The 18,377-nt window shown below is 45.5% G+C and carries 15 protein-coding genes and 1 other RNA gene; 14 read left to right on the top strand and 2 right to left on the bottom strand.

What is annotated here, in order from left to right:
* Positions 1–76: 76 nt before the first annotated feature.
* From NML76_RS07435 to NML76_RS07390, 10 genes are all read left to right on the top strand, one after another.
* Positions 77–3,787, top strand: coding sequence for an alpha-L-fucosidase (locus tag NML76_RS07435; RefSeq protein WP_254733211.1), 3,711 nt, complete (start codon positions 77–79; stop codon positions 3,785–3,787).
* A gap of 217 nt (positions 3,788–4,004) precedes the next feature.
* Entirely contained in the window at positions 4,005–4,469 is a 465-nt protein-coding gene (locus NML76_RS07430; protein WP_247919766.1) for a CtsR family transcriptional regulator, read from the top strand.
* Positions 4,470–6,899 carry an ATP-dependent Clp protease ATP-binding subunit gene (locus NML76_RS07425; protein ID WP_254733209.1) on the top strand — a complete coding sequence of 810 codons (2,430 nt, stop codon included), beginning with the start codon at positions 4,470–4,472 and terminating at the stop codon, positions 6,897–6,899.
* 9 nt (positions 6,900–6,908) lie between these two features.
* A complete protein-coding gene (locus NML76_RS07420; RefSeq protein ID WP_003009025.1) occupies positions 6,909–7,397 on the top strand; it encodes a hypothetical protein in 489 nt (162 codons plus the stop codon).
* Positions 7,375–7,782, top strand: coding sequence for a DUF4430 domain-containing protein (locus tag NML76_RS07415; protein WP_254733207.1), 408 nt, complete (start codon positions 7,375–7,377; stop codon positions 7,780–7,782). Before NML76_RS07420 ends, NML76_RS07415 begins: the two co-directional genes overlap by 23 nt.
* Positions 7,783–7,944: 162 nt before the next feature.
* Complete coding sequence (locus NML76_RS07410) at positions 7,945–8,670, top strand: hypothetical protein (RefSeq protein WP_023919822.1); 726 nt, start codon at positions 7,945–7,947, stop codon at positions 8,668–8,670.
* Positions 8,671–8,834: 164 nt separating this feature from the next.
* On the top strand, positions 8,835–9,896 hold the full coding sequence (locus NML76_RS07405) for an AAA family ATPase (protein WP_023919820.1): 1,062 nt from the start codon (positions 8,835–8,837) through the stop codon (positions 9,894–9,896).
* A gap of 10 nt (positions 9,897–9,906) precedes the next feature.
* A complete protein-coding gene (locus NML76_RS07400) occupies positions 9,907–10,122 on the top strand; it encodes a hypothetical protein (RefSeq protein WP_254733205.1) in 216 nt (71 codons plus the stop codon).
* Positions 10,123–10,899 (top strand): NUDIX hydrolase, encoded by a 777-nt coding sequence (locus NML76_RS07395; protein WP_254733203.1) that lies wholly within the window; start codon positions 10,123–10,125, stop codon positions 10,897–10,899.
* A gap of 125 nt (positions 10,900–11,024) precedes the next feature.
* Positions 11,025–11,711: a YoaK family protein gene (locus NML76_RS07390; RefSeq protein WP_118227765.1), complete on the top strand. Its 687-nt coding sequence runs from the start codon at positions 11,025–11,027 to the stop codon at positions 11,709–11,711.
* 304 nt (positions 11,712–12,015) lie between these two features.
* Here the strand turns inward: NML76_RS07390 and dusB are convergent, their stop codons facing one another.
* Positions 12,016–12,993: a tRNA dihydrouridine synthase DusB gene (dusB, locus tag NML76_RS07385; RefSeq protein ID WP_182280156.1), complete on the bottom strand. Its 978-nt coding sequence runs from the start codon at positions 12,991–12,993 to the stop codon at positions 12,016–12,018.
* The gene (gene hslO, locus NML76_RS07380) at positions 12,980–13,852 is read right to left on the bottom strand and encodes an Hsp33 family molecular chaperone HslO (RefSeq protein ID WP_014714025.1); all 873 of its coding nucleotides are present in this window, start codon (positions 13,850–13,852) and stop codon (positions 12,980–12,982) included. The genes dusB and hslO overlap by 14 nt, the downstream gene beginning before the upstream one ends.
* A gap of 319 nt (positions 13,853–14,171) precedes the next feature.
* Here hslO and NML76_RS07375 point away from each other — a divergent pair, with 319 nt between their 5' ends.
* The 4 genes from NML76_RS07375 to NML76_RS07360 all read left to right on the top strand — a co-directional run bounded on the left by NML76_RS07375 (position 14,172) and on the right by NML76_RS07360 (position 18,171).
* On the top strand, positions 14,172–15,464 hold the full coding sequence (locus NML76_RS07375; protein WP_247923661.1) for an adenylosuccinate synthase: 1,293 nt from the start codon (positions 14,172–14,174) through the stop codon (positions 15,462–15,464).
* A 219-nt stretch (positions 15,465–15,683) separates the two neighbouring features.
* Positions 15,684–16,196 (top strand): tRNA adenosine(34) deaminase TadA, encoded by a 513-nt coding sequence (gene tadA / locus NML76_RS07370; protein WP_247923711.1) that lies wholly within the window; start codon positions 15,684–15,686, stop codon positions 16,194–16,196.
* A 39-nt stretch (positions 16,197–16,235) separates the two neighbouring features.
* Positions 16,236–16,330, top strand: an RNA gene (gene ffs, locus NML76_RS07365) — signal recognition particle sRNA small type.
* Positions 16,331–16,821: 491 nt separating this feature from the next.
* Positions 16,822–18,171 carry a glucose-6-phosphate isomerase gene (locus NML76_RS07360; RefSeq protein WP_049491423.1) on the top strand — a complete coding sequence of 450 codons (1,350 nt, stop codon included), beginning with the start codon at positions 16,822–16,824 and terminating at the stop codon, positions 18,169–18,171.
* Positions 18,172–18,377 lie beyond the last annotated feature (206 nt).

The raw sequence follows: 18,377 nt of genomic DNA, 5'->3' as shown, positions 1-18,377 counted from the left end.
TGAAAAGTTCACAGGTAAAAAGAAGGAGGATGGGGAAGCCCCACCCTCTTTACCTGGTGACATAAAGGAATAGAATATGGGAAAAAGATTAGTTGATCAGAAAAATCGATTTGGCATTCGCAAGCTCTCAGTAGGCGTCTGCTCGGTAGTCGTAACGACTTGTTTTTTAGGAGCTACTACCAGTTACGCAGAGGAACAAGCTGAGAATAGTGAACCACGTGAAGAACGGGTTGAAACAAGCAATGCAGGAGATCAAGGAAAGGAGGAGAAAACTGTGAACGAGCACCAAGAAGAATTAGAGCATGCCTCAGTAGCTACTAGCGAGAAAGAAAATCGCACAGCCAGCCAAGGGACGGAAGCCACTCAACCAGCCACTTCTCTAGATGAGGAGACTGAGATTGCGGATTACGGACCACTTCCAAGCAAGGCTCAGATGCAATACCACCGCGAAGAGCTAGCAGCTTTCATCCACTTTGGGATGAATACTTACTATGATCGTGAGTGGGGAGATGGGCAAGAAGACCCTTATTATTTCTATCCAGAGCATCTGGATACCGATCAGTGGATCAAAACCCTGAAAGACGCGGGCTTTAAACGGACGATCATGGTCGTCAAGCACCACGATGGCTTCCTCTTGTACCCTTCTAAATACACCGACCATACCATTGCTAAAAGTGGTTGGAAGGAAGGAAAAGGCGATATCCTAGCCGAGGTTTCTGCTTCTGCCAGCAAGTATGACATGGACATGGGGGTCTACCTCTCGCCTTGGGATGCTCACAGCCCACTATACCATGTGGATACAGAGGACCAATACAACGAATACTATCTCAACCAGCTCAAAGAAATCCTTGAAGATCCAAAATATGGAAACAAGGGCAAGTTCGTAGAAGTCTGGATGGATGGAGCGCGTGGCGATGGGGCTCAAAAAGTCACTTATACCTTCGATAAGTGGTTTGATGCCATTCGTAAGGCCCAAGGGGACATTGCCATTTTCTCAGCTGAGCCCACCAATGTTCGTTGGATCGGAAATGAAAAGGGAATCGCTGGAGATCCAGTTTGGCATAAGGTCAATCCGGATAAGATCCGCAACAATCCATCCAATAGTTACCTCAATCACGGGGATCCAGAAGGGAAGCAATACTCAGTGGGAGAAGCGGATGTTTCCATTCGCTCCGGCTGGTTCTACCATGACAACCAAGAGCCTAAGTCCTTGCGCGAATTGATGGACATTTACTTCAAATCAGTCGGCCGTGGAACCCCGCTTTTGCTTAATATTCCACCCAATCAAGATGGGAAATTTGCGGATGCTGATGTAGCCCGTTTGAAAGAATTCCGTCAGACCTTGGACCAACTCTACAGTGTGAACTATGTGGCAGGAGCTTTGGTAGAAGCTGACTCAACACGACGCAATCCGCTCTACAAGGCTAGCCATTTGACAGATGGCGATGAAAAGACCAGTTGGGCCCCTGCAGATGATGCCAAGACCGGATCTTTTGTCCTCGATCTTGGAAAAGAACAGCATTTTGATGTGGTAGAGCTCAAAGAAACCATCGAGAAAGGCCAACGGATTTCTGGCTTCACCATTGATGTGGCGGTGAATGGGCAATGGGTTCCTTTTGGAGCTGGTTCAACCGTAGGATACCGCCGTTTGATCAAAGGGCAACCTGTTGATAGTCGCTATATCCGGGTGTCCATCACCGATGCCCAAGCTACTCCAATCTTGAACGGAGTCTCTGTCTATAAGACGCCAGCCAGCATTGAAGAAACCGATGGCTATCCGCTTGGTTTGACTTATCATTCTGACCGGACTGCTGAGCGGGCCAATGGTCAGTGGAATGAAGAGGGAGAAGGTGTTCGAGGTACCTCTATGTGGACCAAGGAAAAGGGAGCTTCGGTGACCTATCAATTTGAAGGCACCAAAGCCTATGTGGTCGCAACTGTCGACCCTGGTCATGGGGAAATGGATATCTATGTCGATGGTCAAAAACTAGCGACCGTCAATACCCAAAGCCCAAGCCGTAAACGCAGCCAAAAGGTCTATGAAACACCGGACTTGGCAGCAGGATCTCATACCTTGACCTTGGTCAATAGCAAGGGAGATGCGATCGCAACGGAAGGGATTTATGCTCTCAATAACCAAGAAAAGGGTCTCTTTGAGTTTGCTCAGCCAACCCTAGCTGTTAAAAAAGGCGACCCAGCGCAAGTCGTCGTCAAGAGAAAAGGTGGCTCTAAAGGAAGTGCCAGTCTGAAATTGATCACAGAGCCGGGAACAGGGGTTCATGGTAAGGTCTACAAAGATACCAACGTCACCCTTGAGTTCGCAGATGGCGAGACAGAAAAAACAGTCCAAGTTCCAACCCTTGATTTTGCAGGAAAAGCGACCGATGTCTATGACTTTAAGGTCAAATTGTTGCATCCGGATCAAGGAAGTCTGGTCGGCTTTATTCCAGAACTGACAGTCCAAGTGATGAACGAGGACCTGCTTCCAGAAAATCGCAAAGAAGTAGATGACCAAGATCCAAAACTGCACTACAGTGAGGGTTGGCACCATGAGACGGACAACAAAGACTTTTCAAATGGCACAGAATCTTGGTCCAGCTTTAACCAAGTGACCGATGAGGAAGGCAAGAAACACATTGAAGTGACCATTACCTTTAAGGGCACCGGCGTGGAGGGCCGAGGAGTGGTCGACCCAAGCCATGGTCTCTACAGCGTCACTTTGGATGGGAAAGAAATGGCCTTCGAAGAAGGGCGTGGCCATGATTATGAGATCGACGGCGATCATTATTTCAGTGGCTACGGAGATCAACGCAAGCTCGACCAGAGTTTGGTCAATCTGCAAGGCCTAGCAAAAGGCTACCACCAGCTACGCTTGCATCTGGATCCAGCCCTCAATGATCCTCAGTCATCTAGAGCTATCCAAGTAGACCGATTTATCCTATCAGGGAAAGATAGCCAGTTGCTCAGTCAAGAGGAGCTGCAACAGATCATCAGAGAAGGAGTAGAAAAGATCAAGGCTACTTCTCTGGATCGCTTGAAAGCAGACCTTAAACCAACGGTTCAAGGTCAATTGACGGACTTGACTCAGTTGTTGGATCAAGAGCAACCAGATTTGGTTGCTGCAGCTAATCAAGTCGAAGCCCTTGAAACCATCTTGGAAGATGCTCGCAATTATGAACCGCTGACGCAGACACGGCCAGAAGAAGGTGTTCGGGATTTGATTCTTGAAAAGCCAGAACTTCTCATCGAAACAGAGGAGATTCCATTTGAGAGTCAAACGCGTGAGAACAAGGACTTGGCCAAGGGCGAGAGCCGGATCCTTCAAGCAGGGAAGGTCGGACGCCGATTGAAATTGATTGAGGTCCGACAAGAAGAAGGCAAAGAAATTCGGACAGAAGTCGATGCCTTTGTCGAAGTGGAGGCCCAGGACCAGATCACAGAAGTCGGAACGAAGGAAGCGGAAGAAAGTCCGTTGATAGCTGATATGCCGACTCCAACCACTCCTGTCACTCCAAGTAAGGTGCAACCAGAAGTTGCGACTCTTTCTCAAGCTGAAGACAAAAAAGAAAAAGAAAGACCAGTTCTCTTTCAACCGAAAATCCCAGAAGCAGTTTCTGTTTTGACTTCAGACCATCCGGAAAAAGAAGGTGTTGAAAGTCCTTCTCTACAATCGGAAGGAAAACTACCTCAAACCGGTACAAAAGAAAGTGGATTGTTTGCTTGGTTAGGCCTTCTTGGTCTAGGATTCTTGGGCGGAGGCGCCAAATTCGCTCGTCGCAAAGAGTAGTTCATTCTTCGCATAGGAGGTTAGTTCTCACTAGCCTCTTTTGCTTTGTATTCTTAAGAGATTCCTATTTCCATGGAGTCTTTGCTTTATTTACAGCCGTAAAAATTGTATAATAGTCAAATAAGGTCAATGATGAGAAGGAACACTCCAAGGCTATTTTTTATGGGCCAAAGAGCAGAGCATCCATCTAGAAAAAAACAAGCCAGAAAGGAGCATCATGGCAAATAAGAACACATCTGATAGCATTGAAGCTTATATCAAGGCCTTGCTGGCTCAAGCTGGCATGGCAGAGCTCAAAAGAAGTGAGTTGGCCGATGTCTTTCAGGTCGTACCCAGTCAGATTAACTATGTTATCAAGACCCGCTTTACCGAGAGCCGAGGCTATATTGTAGAGAGCAAGCGTGGTGGTGGTGGCTATATCCGCATTGGCAAGGTCCAGTTTTCAGATCATCATCAGATGCTCCAAGAATTGGCAGCCAATATTGGAGAGACCATCAGCCAGCAGGTCTTCAATGATATCCTCCAGATGCTCTATGAAGAAAAATTATTGACAAAACGTGAGACTCAGCTCTTGCTTGCGACAACCTCCGATGAGGTCCTAGGTCGAGATGCTCTTATCCTACGAGCAACGATGCTGAAAAAAATCATTCAACAAGTAGATAGAAAAGGAAATACCGACTAGATGAACTATTCAACAGCACTGTTAGAAAGTATAGAAGCGGCCCAAATACTAGCAGGCCACTATCAGGGGCATACCTTAGATACTTGGCATCTCCTGACGGCTATGGCCAATAATCCCTATAGCGTGGCAGGTTCTGTACTGAACGATTATCCTATGCAGATCGATGAGTTTCAGGATGCAGCGGAGCATATCACAGGCCAAGCTTTTCAAAGCGACAATCGGTATGAAATCTTCCCATTTTCTTATCGGATGGAAGCCATTATGAAACACGCAAGAGAGATTGCCCAGGTCCTTCATGCCAAGACCTTGGGAACAGAGCATGTGCTCCTCTCTCTTCTAGCAGACCGTGGGACCTTGGCTAGCCAAGTCATGGAGTTTGCTGGCTTTGCCTTTACAGAGCAAGACAAGGGAGTTCCTATTGCCTCCCTTCGCAAGAATTTAGAAGACAAGGCAGGCTGGGACAAGAACGATATCAAAGCCATTCGGAGTCTTTATCGGGCTCAAAACCCTAACCGACAAACCATGGGAAATATGATGGGCATGCCACCAAGCACCAGTGGAGGTCTTGAAGATTATACCCGTGATTTGACAGAAATGGCGCGTGCAGGCCAGCTTGAACCTGTGATCGGCCGGGATGCAGAGATTTCACGCATGATCCAAATCCTCAGCCGCAAGACGAAGAACAATCCTGTATTGGTGGGAGAAGCAGGGGTCGGAAAAACAGCCCTTGCATTAGGTCTGGCCCAGCGTGTCGCTAGTGGCAATGTACCAGCTGAAATCGCGCAGATGCGTGTTCTGGAATTGGATCTCATGAATGTCGTTGCTGGGACGCGCTTCCGTGGGGACTTCGAAGAACGGATGAACAATATCATCCAGGACATCGAAGAAGACGGTCACGTGATTCTCTTTATCGATGAACTGCATACTATTATGGGGTCAGGATCCGGTATTGATTCGACCTTAGACGCAGCCAATATTCTAAAACCAGCACTGGCACGGGGAACCTTGCGTACAGTTGGGGCAACGACTCAAGATGAGTACCAAAAGCATATCGAAAAAGACGCAGCCCTCTCTCGGCGTTTTGCAAAAGTCACCATTGAAGAGCCAAGTGTTGCAGATAGCATCCAAATTCTCCAAGGCTTGAAAAAGACCTATCAGGACCATCATCATGTGACCATTACCGATGAAGCGATCGAAACAGCTGTCAAATATGCCCACCGCTATTTGACCAGCCGTCAATTGCCAGATTCAGCCATTGATCTCTTGGATGAAGCGGCAGCTACTGTACAAAACCGCGATTCCAACGGTCACGTAAAAGAAGAGTTGACCGCCTTGGATCAGGCCTTGATGGATGGCAAGTGGAAGAAAGCAGCCCAACTCTTAGAAGTAGAGGCCACTCCCATTGTCTACAAAAAAGAAGTCACTGACCAAGATGTCTTGGTGACCTTGAGCCAATTATCTGGTATTCCAACTCAAAAACTGACCCAAACCGATGCCAAGAAGTACCTCAACTTAGAAGCAGAATTGCACAAGCGCGTGATTGGTCAAGACCAAGCGGTTTTGAGTATCAGTCGGGCTATTCGACGCAATCAATCAGGTATCCGTAGCAATAAACGTCCGATCGGTTCTTTCATGTTCCTAGGACCTACCGGTGTCGGAAAAACAGAGTTAGCCAAAGCTTTGGCAGAAGTTCTGTTTGATGATGAATCGGCCCTCATCCGTTTTGATATGAGTGAGTACATGGAAAAATTCGCGGCCAGCCGCCTCAACGGAGCCCCTCCAGGCTATGTGGGCTACGAAGAAGGAGGCGAGTTGACAGAAAAAATCCGCAACAAACCGTATTCAGTTCTCTTATTTGATGAGGTGGAAAAAGCCCACCCAGATATTTTCAATGTCCTTTTGCAAGTCTTGGATGACGGAGTCTTAACCGATAGCAAAGGCCGGAAGATCGACTTCTCCAATACCATTATCATCATGACCTCAAACCTGGGAGCAACAGCCCTTCGGGATGATAAGACAGTTGGCTTTGGTGCCAAAGATATCCGCTTTGACCAAGCCAATATGGAAAAACGCATGTTTGAAGAGTTGAAGAAGACCTATCGTCCAGAGTTTATCAACCGGATTGATGAAAAGGTGGTCTTCCATAGCCTATCCAGCGAGGACATGCAGCAGGTGGTGAAAGTCATGGTCAAACCGCTCATCGCGACCTTGGCCGAACAAGGCATGACCCTCAAATTCCAGCCTTCAGCGCTCAAGTTGCTAGCAACCAAAGGCTACGATCCAGAAATGGGAGCTCGCCCACTGCGTCGTGTCTTGCAGACCGAAGTGGAAGATCAACTAGCAGAGCTATTGCTGAAAGGTCAAGCCCAAGAAGGGCAAACGATCAAGGTTGGAACGACAGCTGGAACGATCAAGTTCGAGATTGTCTAGGAGGACGTCATGACGCTTCAGCGATTAACCCGTATTTCGCTTTTGGCGGCCCTTTGTGTCGCTCTACGTCAGGCTTTTGCCCCTTTCCCAAATGTCCAACCTATTTCTGCTGTCTTTTTTCTCTTGGTGATATTTGAAGGGTATAGCTTTGCTTTTCTTGTGATGATGATCACCATGTTTGTCTCTGCCTTTTTCCTGGGGATGAGCTTGATTGTGTTCTTTCAGATTGTCGCCTTTGGCTGTTTGATGCTCATTTGGCGCATCAGTTACAAGTGGTTGCCCTTTGTCCTTCAGATCCTTTTTGTGGGCCTACTGTCCTTTGCTTATGGGGTCTTGATCGATAGTGTTTATGCCTTGATATACCATATTCCTTGGTGGACCTATGCTTTGGTCAATGGTTTTAGTTTTAACCTTGCCCATGCTCTGTCGACGATCATTTTCTATCCCATTATTTATCAAATCTTTAGGAGATTTTATGTTGAAAAAAACCATTTCTAGCTTAATGACCTTACTTGCAGCTCTTCTTTTAGCGAGTTGCGCTTCGTCTCATAGCACAAACCATCAACCAACAGCTTCTAGCACAGAAGTTGCCAAGAAAAACGAAATTTCGATTACGATTAGCGTGACGCCAGAAGGTCAAAAAGCGCAATCGAAAACCTTGAAAGTAGCAGAAGAGAGCAACCTCATGAAAGTGCTCAAAGCCAACTACAAGATTGAAGAAAAAAATGGCATGATCACCTCGATTGACGGTCACAGCCAAGACGAATCCAAAGGTCTTTACTGGATGTACAAGATCAATGGCGAGATGGCTCCAAAAGGTGCTGCTGAAACCACCGTTAAAAAAGGAGACAAGATCGAATTCTATCAAGAAGTGTATAAATAAGAAAAGCTGGACAGTATGTCCGGCTTTTTTTTGCAAAGTTTAGGAACTTACCTAAAACTTCTTTCAAATTAGAAAAATATTTGAGAAACTATTGACAGCCTCATATAACAGTGTTACAATAATGTTACAAAATATTACAAATGTTACAAAAGAGGTTCTGTTATGAAAAACAAAAAAATCATTTCCCTAGCAGCGCTAGCTCTTACAGCTAGTCTTTTCCTAGGAGCTTGTGGCGGGAATAAAGAAGAAAAAACTTCAGAAGCAAGCAGTTCAAAGACCAGTCAGGTTAAACAAACAAGTTCTTCTTCTAAGAAAAAAGTGATCACTAGTAAAGATCCAATTGCCTCTTCATCCTCTGATAGCAAATCAGAAGAAAGTCATACTGTTGGTAGCAAAAATAACCAAGCTGCAGCTAGTCAAACACCTGCTCCAGCTAAAGAAGCGACACCAGCAGCACCCGTAACAAAAGAAACAAAAGAAGTAGCCACTCCAGCAACACCAGCGAAAGCAAAATTGCCAAGTCTAGAAGACGGTCATGCCCATGCTAAGAAGCAAGCTTCTGCTACGGAGAATGCCCAATACAAGGGAGTCTATTCTGTAGCAGCAGGGGATTTCTCTGCTGCAGCTGGAAATTGGTCTGACAAACGCGACACTGGAGTCACTATTGGCCAAGGTGGTCAAGTGACCATCCAACTTCCTGGTGGCCAACCCGTAGCCTATGGTATCAGTGCTTATAACTATACCTTGGATGATGGTCATTACCATGCTAATCTCTCAGCAGGCGATGGGTCTGCAGCGACTCTAGATATCGTAGTTGGAAAAGATGGCTCTGTATCTAGTGTGACGGTTCTGAAAGATGGTGTCAGCCACTCCCTCACTCGTGAATAAAATTCGAAAGATCTGAAAGGAGAAACTTCTCTTTTCAGATCTTTTTTTGTTGACTTGAAGAAAAATATATTTTTTTATAAAAAACTATTGACAGATAGAAAATATAGTTTATAATAAAAACATAAAGAAAATCTATTTATAAAAAATTATAAAAAGGAGTTTATATGAAAAAAGAAAGAATTGCCCTGGTTTTTGGAACCTTTGCGCCTCTTCATCAAGGGCATATTGACCTGATCCAGCGGGCCAAGCGTCAGTGTGATCGCGTTCGTGTCATCGTATCTGGTTATGAAGGGGACCGTGGCGAAGAAGTGGGATTGACCTTACAAAAACGCTTCCGTTATATCCGGGAAGCCTTCTCTAATGATGAGTTGACCCAAGTCTATAAGCTAGATGAAACAGAACTTCCTCGTTATCCCTTGGGCTGGGAGCCTTGGTTACAAACAGCCCTTGACACCATCCAGTATCAAACAGAGACAGAAGAGTTGATCTTTTATGTAGGGGAGAAAGCCTACAAGGAAGAGTTGGAAGCTAGAGGGTTTGAAGTTCACTTAGAAGAGCGCCGCTTCGGGATCTCTGCTACCATGATCCGGGAAAATCCAAGCAAATACTGGAAATACATCGCTCAGCCCTTCCGTCGCCAGTTCACGAAAAAAGTCTTGATCATGGGGAGCGCCAGCAACGGGAAAACGACCCTTGCAAAGGACTTAGCCCGCTTTTACGATGCACCTGTTAGTCTAGAGTATGCCCGTGAATACCAGATCAAGAACAATGTTCGAGATGATGAGCTCACGCCAAAAGATTACTATTACCTACTCTTAGGACAGTATGATCAAACCTCTAAGCTCATCGATAGTAGTGCCAATCGAGGCCTTGTCATCGCCGATACCAATTCCCTGGTAACCAAGGGTTATTACGACTACTACATGGAGGTCGAAGGTCAGGATACCAGCATGACCGATACCTTCGATAACCTCTTTGTCAGTATTCTCTCCAAAGAAAAATGGGATTTGATCCTCTTTGTACAGCCGATCGGCTCTTATGTCAATGATGGTTTCCGAGACATGACCATGGCTGACGAAGAGATCCGTACCAGCTTTTCAAATTACCTGGACCAATTGCGCCAGCAATACCTAGGAAACATTCCGACCACTTTCCTCGCATCAGACTACCTCGGCAACTACGAAGAAGCCAAGAAGGTGATCGATGCCATCTACCAAGCCGACTGAGGAGCAGCTTATGAAAAACCTATCTGAAAAATTCGCAACTTTTAGCCAAGACTTTAGAAATGTTCACCGAGAAGCGAAAAAGCAAGGCTTTGTCAATATTATGAAACTTCTATGGAAGGATCTTTTTGTAGGACGCACAGCCTTTCAATGGGTCTATCTCCTGCTTCTTTCCAGTGTTCCCTTCTTCTTAGAATGGACCAAAGCCCTCAAGAAGGAGGTGGCTTAGATGGCAAGTCTCTCAATTCCAGCAGGAATGACGGAGAAAGAGTATTTTGAGACGGCCGCTAGTGAAGCAGACTTTCTCAAGTGGTACAAGGAGCAAGACCTGCCGACTTATGAAACTCCAAGTGTCACAGCGGACATGGTATCTTACTGTTTTGTTGAAGGCAAGCTCAAGCTCTTAGCTATTCGCCGCAAGGCCCACCCTTATCAACACCGCCTCGCCTTGGTGGGGGGCTTTGTGAACAAGGATGAAGATGCGACTCATGCCTGTATCCGAGAAGTCAAAGAAGAAGTTGGGCTCGATCTGCCAGTGAATAAGGTGGAGCAGCTCCTGACCGTTTCCACCCCTGGGCGGGACCCCAGAGGCTGGGTCATTACCATTGCCCATCTGGTCTATCTGCCAGCAGAAGCAGTAGACTTAGCCCATGCAGGTGACGATGCCAAGGAAGTCGTTTTTCTCGATGTCGATTTCAAACAGTCCCAGTGTTTGCTTGATGGAGAACCCTTAGCTGCTTCTGATTTTGCCTTTGACCACTACCAGATTATTCAAGAATCGATCAAGCGGATTCAGGGGCGTCTGGACTGGAATCCAACCTTCCTCTATCTGTTAGAGGAGCCTTTCACCGTTTATGAAGCAACTGAGTTGGTCAATCTGATCAATCCTGGACGTCCCATCGTTAGCAATAACTTCCTCGTAAAATTCGGAGAATTCGTGGAAGAAGTGGGTGTCAAGCGGGTACCTAAGAAAAAACCACGCAAGACCTATCGCCTAAAACAGTAGATCGAGCGAGGTTCATTCTACCAGCCCTCCCTTTTAGTAACGGAAGGGCTTTTTCTGATTTTTCCTGCTCCACTTGTGTGCAAAGTGGTATAATAAACATAATTGAGATCAAAAGAGACAAGACTATGGAAGAAAAAATAATTTTACCACAAAATACACGACTGATGGGGGCTCTACTTGGTTTTATCGGAGGGGGCCTCGATGTCTTTTGCCACATGCACTACCGGAGTTTGGTCGCGACCCAAACGGGGAACCTACTGCTTCTCATCGCTGATTGGCACGATCCCCGTGTCGAAAATACCATCATGCGTTTTTCATCTATTTTATTTTTCTCGCTCGGCTTTGTGGTTGCCCTCCATATCAAAGAGTATCGCAAGACAGCCTTTTGGCGGACCAAGATGTTAATTCCTTTGTTTGTGGTGACACTCCTGATTCCCTTGGTGTCTGTCATACCACCTGTAGAAGTTCCCTTTATTGCTTTTGGGACAGGGATGATGATGTTGACCTTTACAGGGAGCCTCATCGAAAATCACCCTTATGTGATCTTTATGACTTCCGGCAATTACCGCAAGATGCTGACGGCCTTGTACCGAATCACTCGAGGAAAGGGAGATTTGGACGAGTATCGGCGTCAGGCCATGAATTACGGGATTGTCGTTGGGAGCTTTGTTGCAGGAGCTATTAGCGTAGCCATCCTCATGCATTTCATTCACCAATGGGCCATCTGGCTGATCACAGCCAACCTCTTTTTGATCATGACCTACTACACCGCCAGAGTCAAACAACTCGGCCTGCAAACAGACAATCTATAGAAACAGGACCCCGTGTGAGGTCCTGTTTTAGATTAATGACAAAGCCATCTTAGAAACTTTCCTTAGGTGAGTACGGACGTCAGCGAACTTCGAAGAAGTTCCATGACTTAGTTTTGAGCCTAAGGTCTCAAAACTCCCGAGTGCCTGAAAAAATCGTGTTTCAGGCACTTTTCTCACAGCGGAAAGTTTCGGTAATTTTTTGATTCGCTCAAAAAATTAAAACATATTTATATTTCTTTGCCGAATTGCTTAACTTATTAAAAAATAGTACAGGACCTCACATGAGGTCCTGCTTTTTTTGTTTCTATGCTTTTAATTGTAAGAGTTCTTCAATCTCAGCCAGAGTGCTAGCTTGCGAGATGGCGCCACGGAGTTTGGCTGCGCCTGAGGTACCACGGAGGTAGTGAGGGGCGAGGCCACGGAATTCACGAACGGCAATGTGCTCACCTTTGAGATCGATCAAGCGTTTCAAGTGTTCGTAAGCGATCTTCATCTTGTCTTCAAAAGTCAAATCAGGCAGGATTTCTCCTGTTTCAAAGTAGTGGTTGATTTGGTTGAAGAGATAAGGATTCCCCATAGCAGCGCGACCAATCATGACCGCATCAGCACCGACTTCTTCGATCCGTTGTTTGGCGTCTTGAACCGTACGGATATCTCCATTTGCGATGAAAGGAATCTTGGTCAGGGCCTGTGCAACCTTGTGAAGGGTCTCAAGGTCCGCATGACCCGTATACATTTGCTCCCGAGTCCGTCCATGCATGGCAAGGGCAGAGACACCTGCAGCTTCAGCAGCGAGCGCATTCTCAACTGCTAGGGAAGGATCCGACCAACCCGTCCGCATTTTAACAGTGAGGGGGATATCAAGGACAGATTGAACCTTATTGATGATGGAGTAGATCTTGTCTGGATCCTTGAGCCACATCGCACCAGCCTCGTTCTTGACGATTTTATTCACCGGGCAACCCATGTTGATATCAACGATATCGGTCTTGGTTTTTTCTTGGATAAATTCAGCTGCGCGTGCGAGGCTATCTTCGTCACTTCCAAAGAGTTGGATCGATACAGGATTTTCTCCTTCATCGATATGGAGCATGTGAAGCGTCTTTTCATTGTTGTACTGGATTCCCTTGTCAGAGACCATTTCCATCACAACGAGCCCTGCCCCCAGTTCTTTGGCAATGGTCCGGAAAGCTGAGTTGGTCACTCCGGCCATTGGGGCTAGGACGGTACGGTTAGGGATTTCGACATCCCCGATCATAAATGGCGTATTAAGATTTGTCACGAATGAGTTCCTCCAAGTCATTTTCGTCAAAGTGGTAGTGTGTTTGGCAGAATTGGCAGGTAATCTCTGCACCGTGATCTTCATCTTTCATCTCTTTTAGATCACTAGCTGGCAGACTTGCTAAAGCGTTCAAGAAACGCTCACGGCTACAGTCGCACTGGAAGCGAAGTTCTTCTTCAGAGAGACGTTTGAAAGGTTCATCCCCATAGATAGCGGCAAGAAGAGCTTCAATATGGTCTTCAGATTCCAAAAGTGTGGAGATGGCAGGCATTTCTTGGATGCGTTTTTCAAAGCGCGCGATTTCTTCTTCCTTGGCATTTGGCAAAACCTGGAGCAAGAAACCACCAGCCACCTTGACCTTGTCTTCGTCATCCAACAGGACATTGAGTCCAACTGCAGAAGGTGTTTGTTGGCTTTCCGTCAGATAAAAGGCCAGGTCTTCTCCGATTTCACCGGTGACAAGAGGGGTCATGGAGTTATAAGGATTTCCCGTACCATAGTCAGTGATGACCAGGAATTCTCCGTTTCCGACAAATGGTCCCACCAGGACTTCACCAGTTGCCGTCTTCTTGATATCCACTCCAGGATTTTGCACGTAGCCCTTAACATTTCCCTTGGTATCTGCCACGGTGATGATGGCTCCGAGTGAGCTAGTCCCAAGGACCTTGACCGTAATTTTAGTATCTCCTTTCTCGTTTGCTGCTAAGATTTGACTGGCAATGAGGGTACGGCCAAGTGCGACCGTGGAGCTAGCTTGTGTATGATGTTTTTCTTGGGCTGTTCGTACGGTTTCTGTACTGTCTAGTACATAGGCACGAAAAGCGCCGCTTTCTGAGATAGTTTTAATAATTTTGTCCATACCTACTATTTTAGCACAAATCAAGCAAAGTGGGGACAAGGAGAATTCCGAAAATCAGTCGTTTCAGAAGAAGGGCAAGAAGAAAAGAAAATTCCGAACGTTATTTCTAGAAAGAAGCAATTTCCAAGTAAAAGACGAGTTTCATAGAGAAGTTAGTTTAAAAAGGAAGGAGAAAAATAAACGATAGCTGAGTGGATCTTGAAAAAACATCAAAAATTGCTTATAATAGAGTGTAAGACAAACTTGCAGGTGAGACTCCTGCCCTTAGTTTGAAGAAAGGCATAGATAGCATCCTATCTATGGTATATGAAAAAGAATTATGACATCAGTAGTTGTAGTAGGAACCCAATGGGGTGATGAAGGAAAAGGGAAGATTACTGACTTCCTATCAGCCAATGCAGAAGTCATTGCTCGCTACCAAGGTGGGGACAATGCCGGTCACACCATCGTGATCGACGGCAAAAAGTTCAAGTTGCACTTGATTCCTTCAGGTATCTTCTTCCCTGAAAAGATTTCTGTCATTGGGAATGGGGTTGTGATCAATCCTAAATCATTGGTCAAAGAGTTGGCTTATCTTCATGAAGAAGGTGTGACAACAGACAGTTTGCGCATTTCAGACCGTGCCCATGTCATCCTCCCTTACCATATCGAATTGGACCGTCTCCAAGAAGAATCTAAAGGAGACAACAAGATCGGAACGACGATTAAAGGGATTGGCCCAGCTTACATGGACAAGGCTGCGCGTGTGGGAATCCGGATTGCGGATCTTTTGGACCGCGACGTCTTTGCAGAACGCCTTCGTATCAACTTGGAAGAAAAGAACCGTCAATTTACCAAACTCTATGATGCAGAGGCTCTTTCATTTGACGATATCTTCGAAGAATACTATGAATATGGTCAACAAATCAAGCAATATGTAACCGATACTTCTGTCATCTTGAACGATGCTTTGGATAACGGCAAGCGCGTGCTCTTTGAAGGAGCTCAAGGGGTTATGTTGGATATCGACCAAGGAACGTATCCATTTGTAACTTCCTCAAATCCTGTTGCAGGTGGGGTGACCATCGGATCAGGTGTCGGCCCAAGTAAGATCGACAAGGTTGTCGGTGTATGTAAAGCCTATACCAGCCGTGTCGGAGATGGCCCATTCCCTACGGAGCTCTTTGATGAAGTGGGTGATCGGATCCGTGAAGTCGGCCATGAGTATGGAACAACAACCGGTCGTCCTCGTCGTGTCGGTTGGTTTGACTCAGTTGTCATGCGCCATAGCCGTCGTGTCTCAGGAATTACCAACCTTAGCTTGAACTCGATCGACGTTTTGTCAGGCTTGGATACAGTGAAAATCTGTGTGGCTTACGACTTGGATGGAGAACGCATCGACTACTACCCAGCAAGCTTGGAGCAACTCAAACGTTGCAAACCAATCTATGAAGAATTACCAGGTTGGTCAGAAGACATCACAGGTGTGCGTCACTTGGATGAGCTTCCAGAAAATGCCCGTAACTATGTCCGCCGGATCGGTGAATTGGTTGGTGTGCGCATTTCAACCTTCTCAGTCGGACCAGATCGTGACCAAACCAATATCCTTGAAAGTGTCTGGTCAAGTAAATAATTCAATAAAAGTTGGGAGTCTCTCTCAACTTTTTTGAGTCTTAAGATTACTTTAAGACCTCTTGGATATACTAAGACAATAAACAAAGACCTCCCAACTTTGTTTAGCACTCTTAACTTTTTTCATAATATCTCCCTATAAGAAGTCACCCATTGGTGGCTTTTTTTGTGGCTTCATCATATAATAGAACAAGAACATAAAAAGTAAGTGAGTGTACAAGTGAGAGACTATACCCTAGAAGAGAAAGAAGCTTTTATGCGAGAGGCTTTAAAAGAGGCAGAGATCGCCTTGGCCCATGAGGAAATACCCATTGGCTGTGTCATTGTCAAAGACGGTGAAATCATTGGACGTGGCCACAACGCGAGAGAGGAATTGCAGCGAGCGGTCATGCATGCGGAGGTGATGGCGATCGAAGAAGCCAATCAGCATGAAGAGAGCTGGCGTTTGCTGGATACGACTCTTTTTGTGACCATTGAACCTTGCGTCATGTGTAGCGGTGCCATTGGACTAGCCCGGATTCCCCAGGTGATTTACGGAGCGACCAATCAAAAGTTTGGCGGAGCAGGGAGCCTCTATGATATTTTGACAGATGAGCGCCTCAATCACCGGGTAGAAGTGGAAACAGGAATCTTGGAAGCAGAATGTGCAACCATCATGCAGACCTTCTTCCGCCAAGGCCGAGAACGAAAAAAACAAGCTAAGCTCGCAGCCAAGGCCGAAACACAAGAATAAAAACTGGACCTTTGCAAATCGAACAAATTATGATATAATACCTATCGGAGCAACAGTTCTGCGTGAAGCGGGTCAGGGGAGGAATCCAGCAGCCCTAAGCGAAGTGAACTGTGTGCTCTTTTTCTATAGCTCTTAGTGAGGTAAGCCTGTAAGGCGCGACCGAGCTTAGAGATATTGATCCTGAGGAGCGAAGCGACGTGAGGGCTATAGCGTAAAATGAAATTATCCTGAAAGTCGCAGATGAGCTTAGAGATATTGACCCTGAGGAGCAAAGCGACGTGAGGGCTATAGCGTAAAATGAAATTATCCTGTAAGGCGCAACCGAGCTTAGAGATATTGACCCTGAGGAGCGAAGCGACGTGAGGGCTATCACTCACCAGAGTCATGTAGAAATGACTTTCTTATTCATAGAATAAAAGAGAAAAAATAGAGTTTCGTGAGAAGCTTCTTTTTTTTGATTTTCTAGCCAAAAATAGTGCAAATATGCAAACGATTGCCATTGCGTCATTGCTTGATTTGTGAAAATAAAAAATTTAGCAAATGAAAACGTTTTATAGATTGGTTTCCCTTGATTAAATCCGTGTAAAGCGATATCATAGAGAAGAACAAAATTTGGAGGAATAACATGTCTCATATTAAATTTGACTACTCAAAAGTTTTGGGTAAATTTGTTGCCCCACATGAAGTGGAATACATGCAACCACAAGTGACTGCAGCTGATGAATTGATCCGTAAAGGAACAGGTGCTGGTAGTGACTTCCTAGGTTGGTTGGACCTTCCTGAAAATTACGACCGCGAAGAATTTGACCGCATCTTGAAAGCTGCTGAACAAATCAAATCAGACAGCGATGTTTTGGTCGTTATCGGTATCGGTGGATCATACCTTGGTGCGAAAGCAGCGATTGACTTCTTGAACCACCACTTTGCAAACTTGCAAACAAAAGAAGAACGCAAAGCACCACAAATCCTTTATGCTGGAAACTCAATCTCATCAACTTACCTTGCTGACTTGGTAGAGTACGTAGCAGATAAAGATTTCTCAGTAAACGTGATTTCTAAATCAGGTACAACAACTGAACCAGCCATCGCTTTCCGTGTCTTCAAAGAACTCTTGGTGAAGAAATATGGTCAAGAAGAAGCTAACAAACGGATCTATGCTACAACTGACCGCCAAAAAGGTGCTGTTAAGGTTGAAGCAGATGCTAACGGTTGGGAAACATTTGTTGTTCCAGATGACATCGGTGGACGTTTCTCAGTCTTGACAGCAGTTGGATTGCTTCCAATCGCTGCATCAGGCGCAGATATCAAAGCCCTTATGGAAGGTGCGAATGCTGCTCGTAAAGATTATACATCAGACAAACTTTCTGAAAACGAAGCTTACCAATACGCAGCAGTTCGTAACATCCTTTACCGTAAAGGATATGCAACTGAAATCTTGGTAAACTACGAGCCATCACTTCAATACTTCTCAGAATGGTGGAAACAATTGGCTGGTGAGTCAGAAGGAAAAGACCAAAAAGGTATTTACCCAACTTCAGCTAACTTCTCAACAGACTTGCACTCATTGGGTCAGTTTATCCAAGAAGGAACTCGTATCATGTTTGAAACAGTTGTCCGTGTGGACAAACCACGTAAGAACGTGATCATCCCTACATTGGAAGAAGACCTTGATGGACTTGGTTACCTTCAAGGAAAAGACGTTGACTTCGTAAACAAAAAAGCAACTGACGGTGTTCTTCTTGCCCACACTGACGGTGACGTGCCAAACATGTACGTGACTCTTCCTGAGCAAGATGCCTTCACTCTTGGTTATGCCATCTACTTCTTCGAATTGGCTATCGCCCTTTCAGGTTACTTGAATGCGATCAACCCATTTGACCAACCAGGTGTTGAAGCCTACAAGAAAAATATGTTTGCCCTTCTTGGTAAACCAGGATTTGAAGAACTTGGAGCAGAACTCAACGCTCGTCTTTAATCAATAGACAAAACGATCTTGAAAAAGATCGTTTTTTTATTTGCTAAACAAACTCATATTTTTGTCCCCTGGAATTAATTATAAAAACACGATCTAGTTATGTTTCTCGATCATATGGTAATCTGATTGCGATTGTCACCCTTCGAAAGAAATTTTAATAGAAGTTTCTAAAAGGTCCGATCTTTTTCAGTCTAAACAGACAGGAG

Source organism: Streptococcus sp. CF8_Ac1-9, assembly GCF_024295565.1.
Classification (GTDB): domain Bacteria; phylum Bacillota; class Bacilli; order Lactobacillales; family Streptococcaceae; genus Streptococcus; species Streptococcus parasanguinis_X.
This window is presented reverse-complemented; position numbering and strand designations above follow the sequence as displayed.

Excerpts from the sequence above, each read along its gene's own strand:
- NML76_RS07395 (WP_254733203.1), top strand. The coding sequence starts at position 10,123 with ATGGCAAGTCTCTCAATTCCAGCAGGAATGACGGAGAAAGAGTATTTT.
- NML76_RS07435 (WP_254733211.1), top strand. The coding sequence starts at position 77 with ATGGGAAAAAGATTAGTTGATCAGAAAAATCGATTTGGCATTCGCAAG.
- NML76_RS07400 (WP_254733205.1), top strand. The coding sequence starts at position 9,907 with ATGAAAAACCTATCTGAAAAATTCGCAACTTTTAGCCAAGACTTTAGA.
- NML76_RS07405 (WP_023919820.1), top strand. The coding sequence starts at position 8,835 with ATGAAAAAAGAAAGAATTGCCCTGGTTTTTGGAACCTTTGCGCCTCTT.
- NML76_RS07420 (WP_003009025.1), top strand. The coding sequence starts at position 6,909 with ATGACGCTTCAGCGATTAACCCGTATTTCGCTTTTGGCGGCCCTTTGT.
- NML76_RS07415 (WP_254733207.1), top strand. The coding sequence starts at position 7,375 with ATGTTGAAAAAAACCATTTCTAGCTTAATGACCTTACTTGCAGCTCTT.
- hslO (WP_014714025.1), bottom strand. The coding sequence starts at position 13,852 with ATGGACAAAATTATTAAAACTATCTCAGAAAGCGGCGCTTTTCGTGCC.
- NML76_RS07425 (WP_254733209.1), top strand. The coding sequence starts at position 4,470 with ATGAACTATTCAACAGCACTGTTAGAAAGTATAGAAGCGGCCCAAATA.
- NML76_RS07430 (WP_247919766.1), top strand. The coding sequence starts at position 4,005 with ATGGCAAATAAGAACACATCTGATAGCATTGAAGCTTATATCAAGGCC.
- NML76_RS07375 (WP_247923661.1), top strand. The coding sequence starts at position 14,172 with ATGACATCAGTAGTTGTAGTAGGAACCCAATGGGGTGATGAAGGAAAA.
- NML76_RS07360 (WP_049491423.1), top strand. The coding sequence starts at position 16,822 with ATGTCTCATATTAAATTTGACTACTCAAAAGTTTTGGGTAAATTTGTT.
- NML76_RS07390 (WP_118227765.1), top strand. The coding sequence starts at position 11,025 with ATGGAAGAAAAAATAATTTTACCACAAAATACACGACTGATGGGGGCT.
- NML76_RS07410 (WP_023919822.1), top strand. The coding sequence starts at position 7,945 with ATGAAAAACAAAAAAATCATTTCCCTAGCAGCGCTAGCTCTTACAGCT.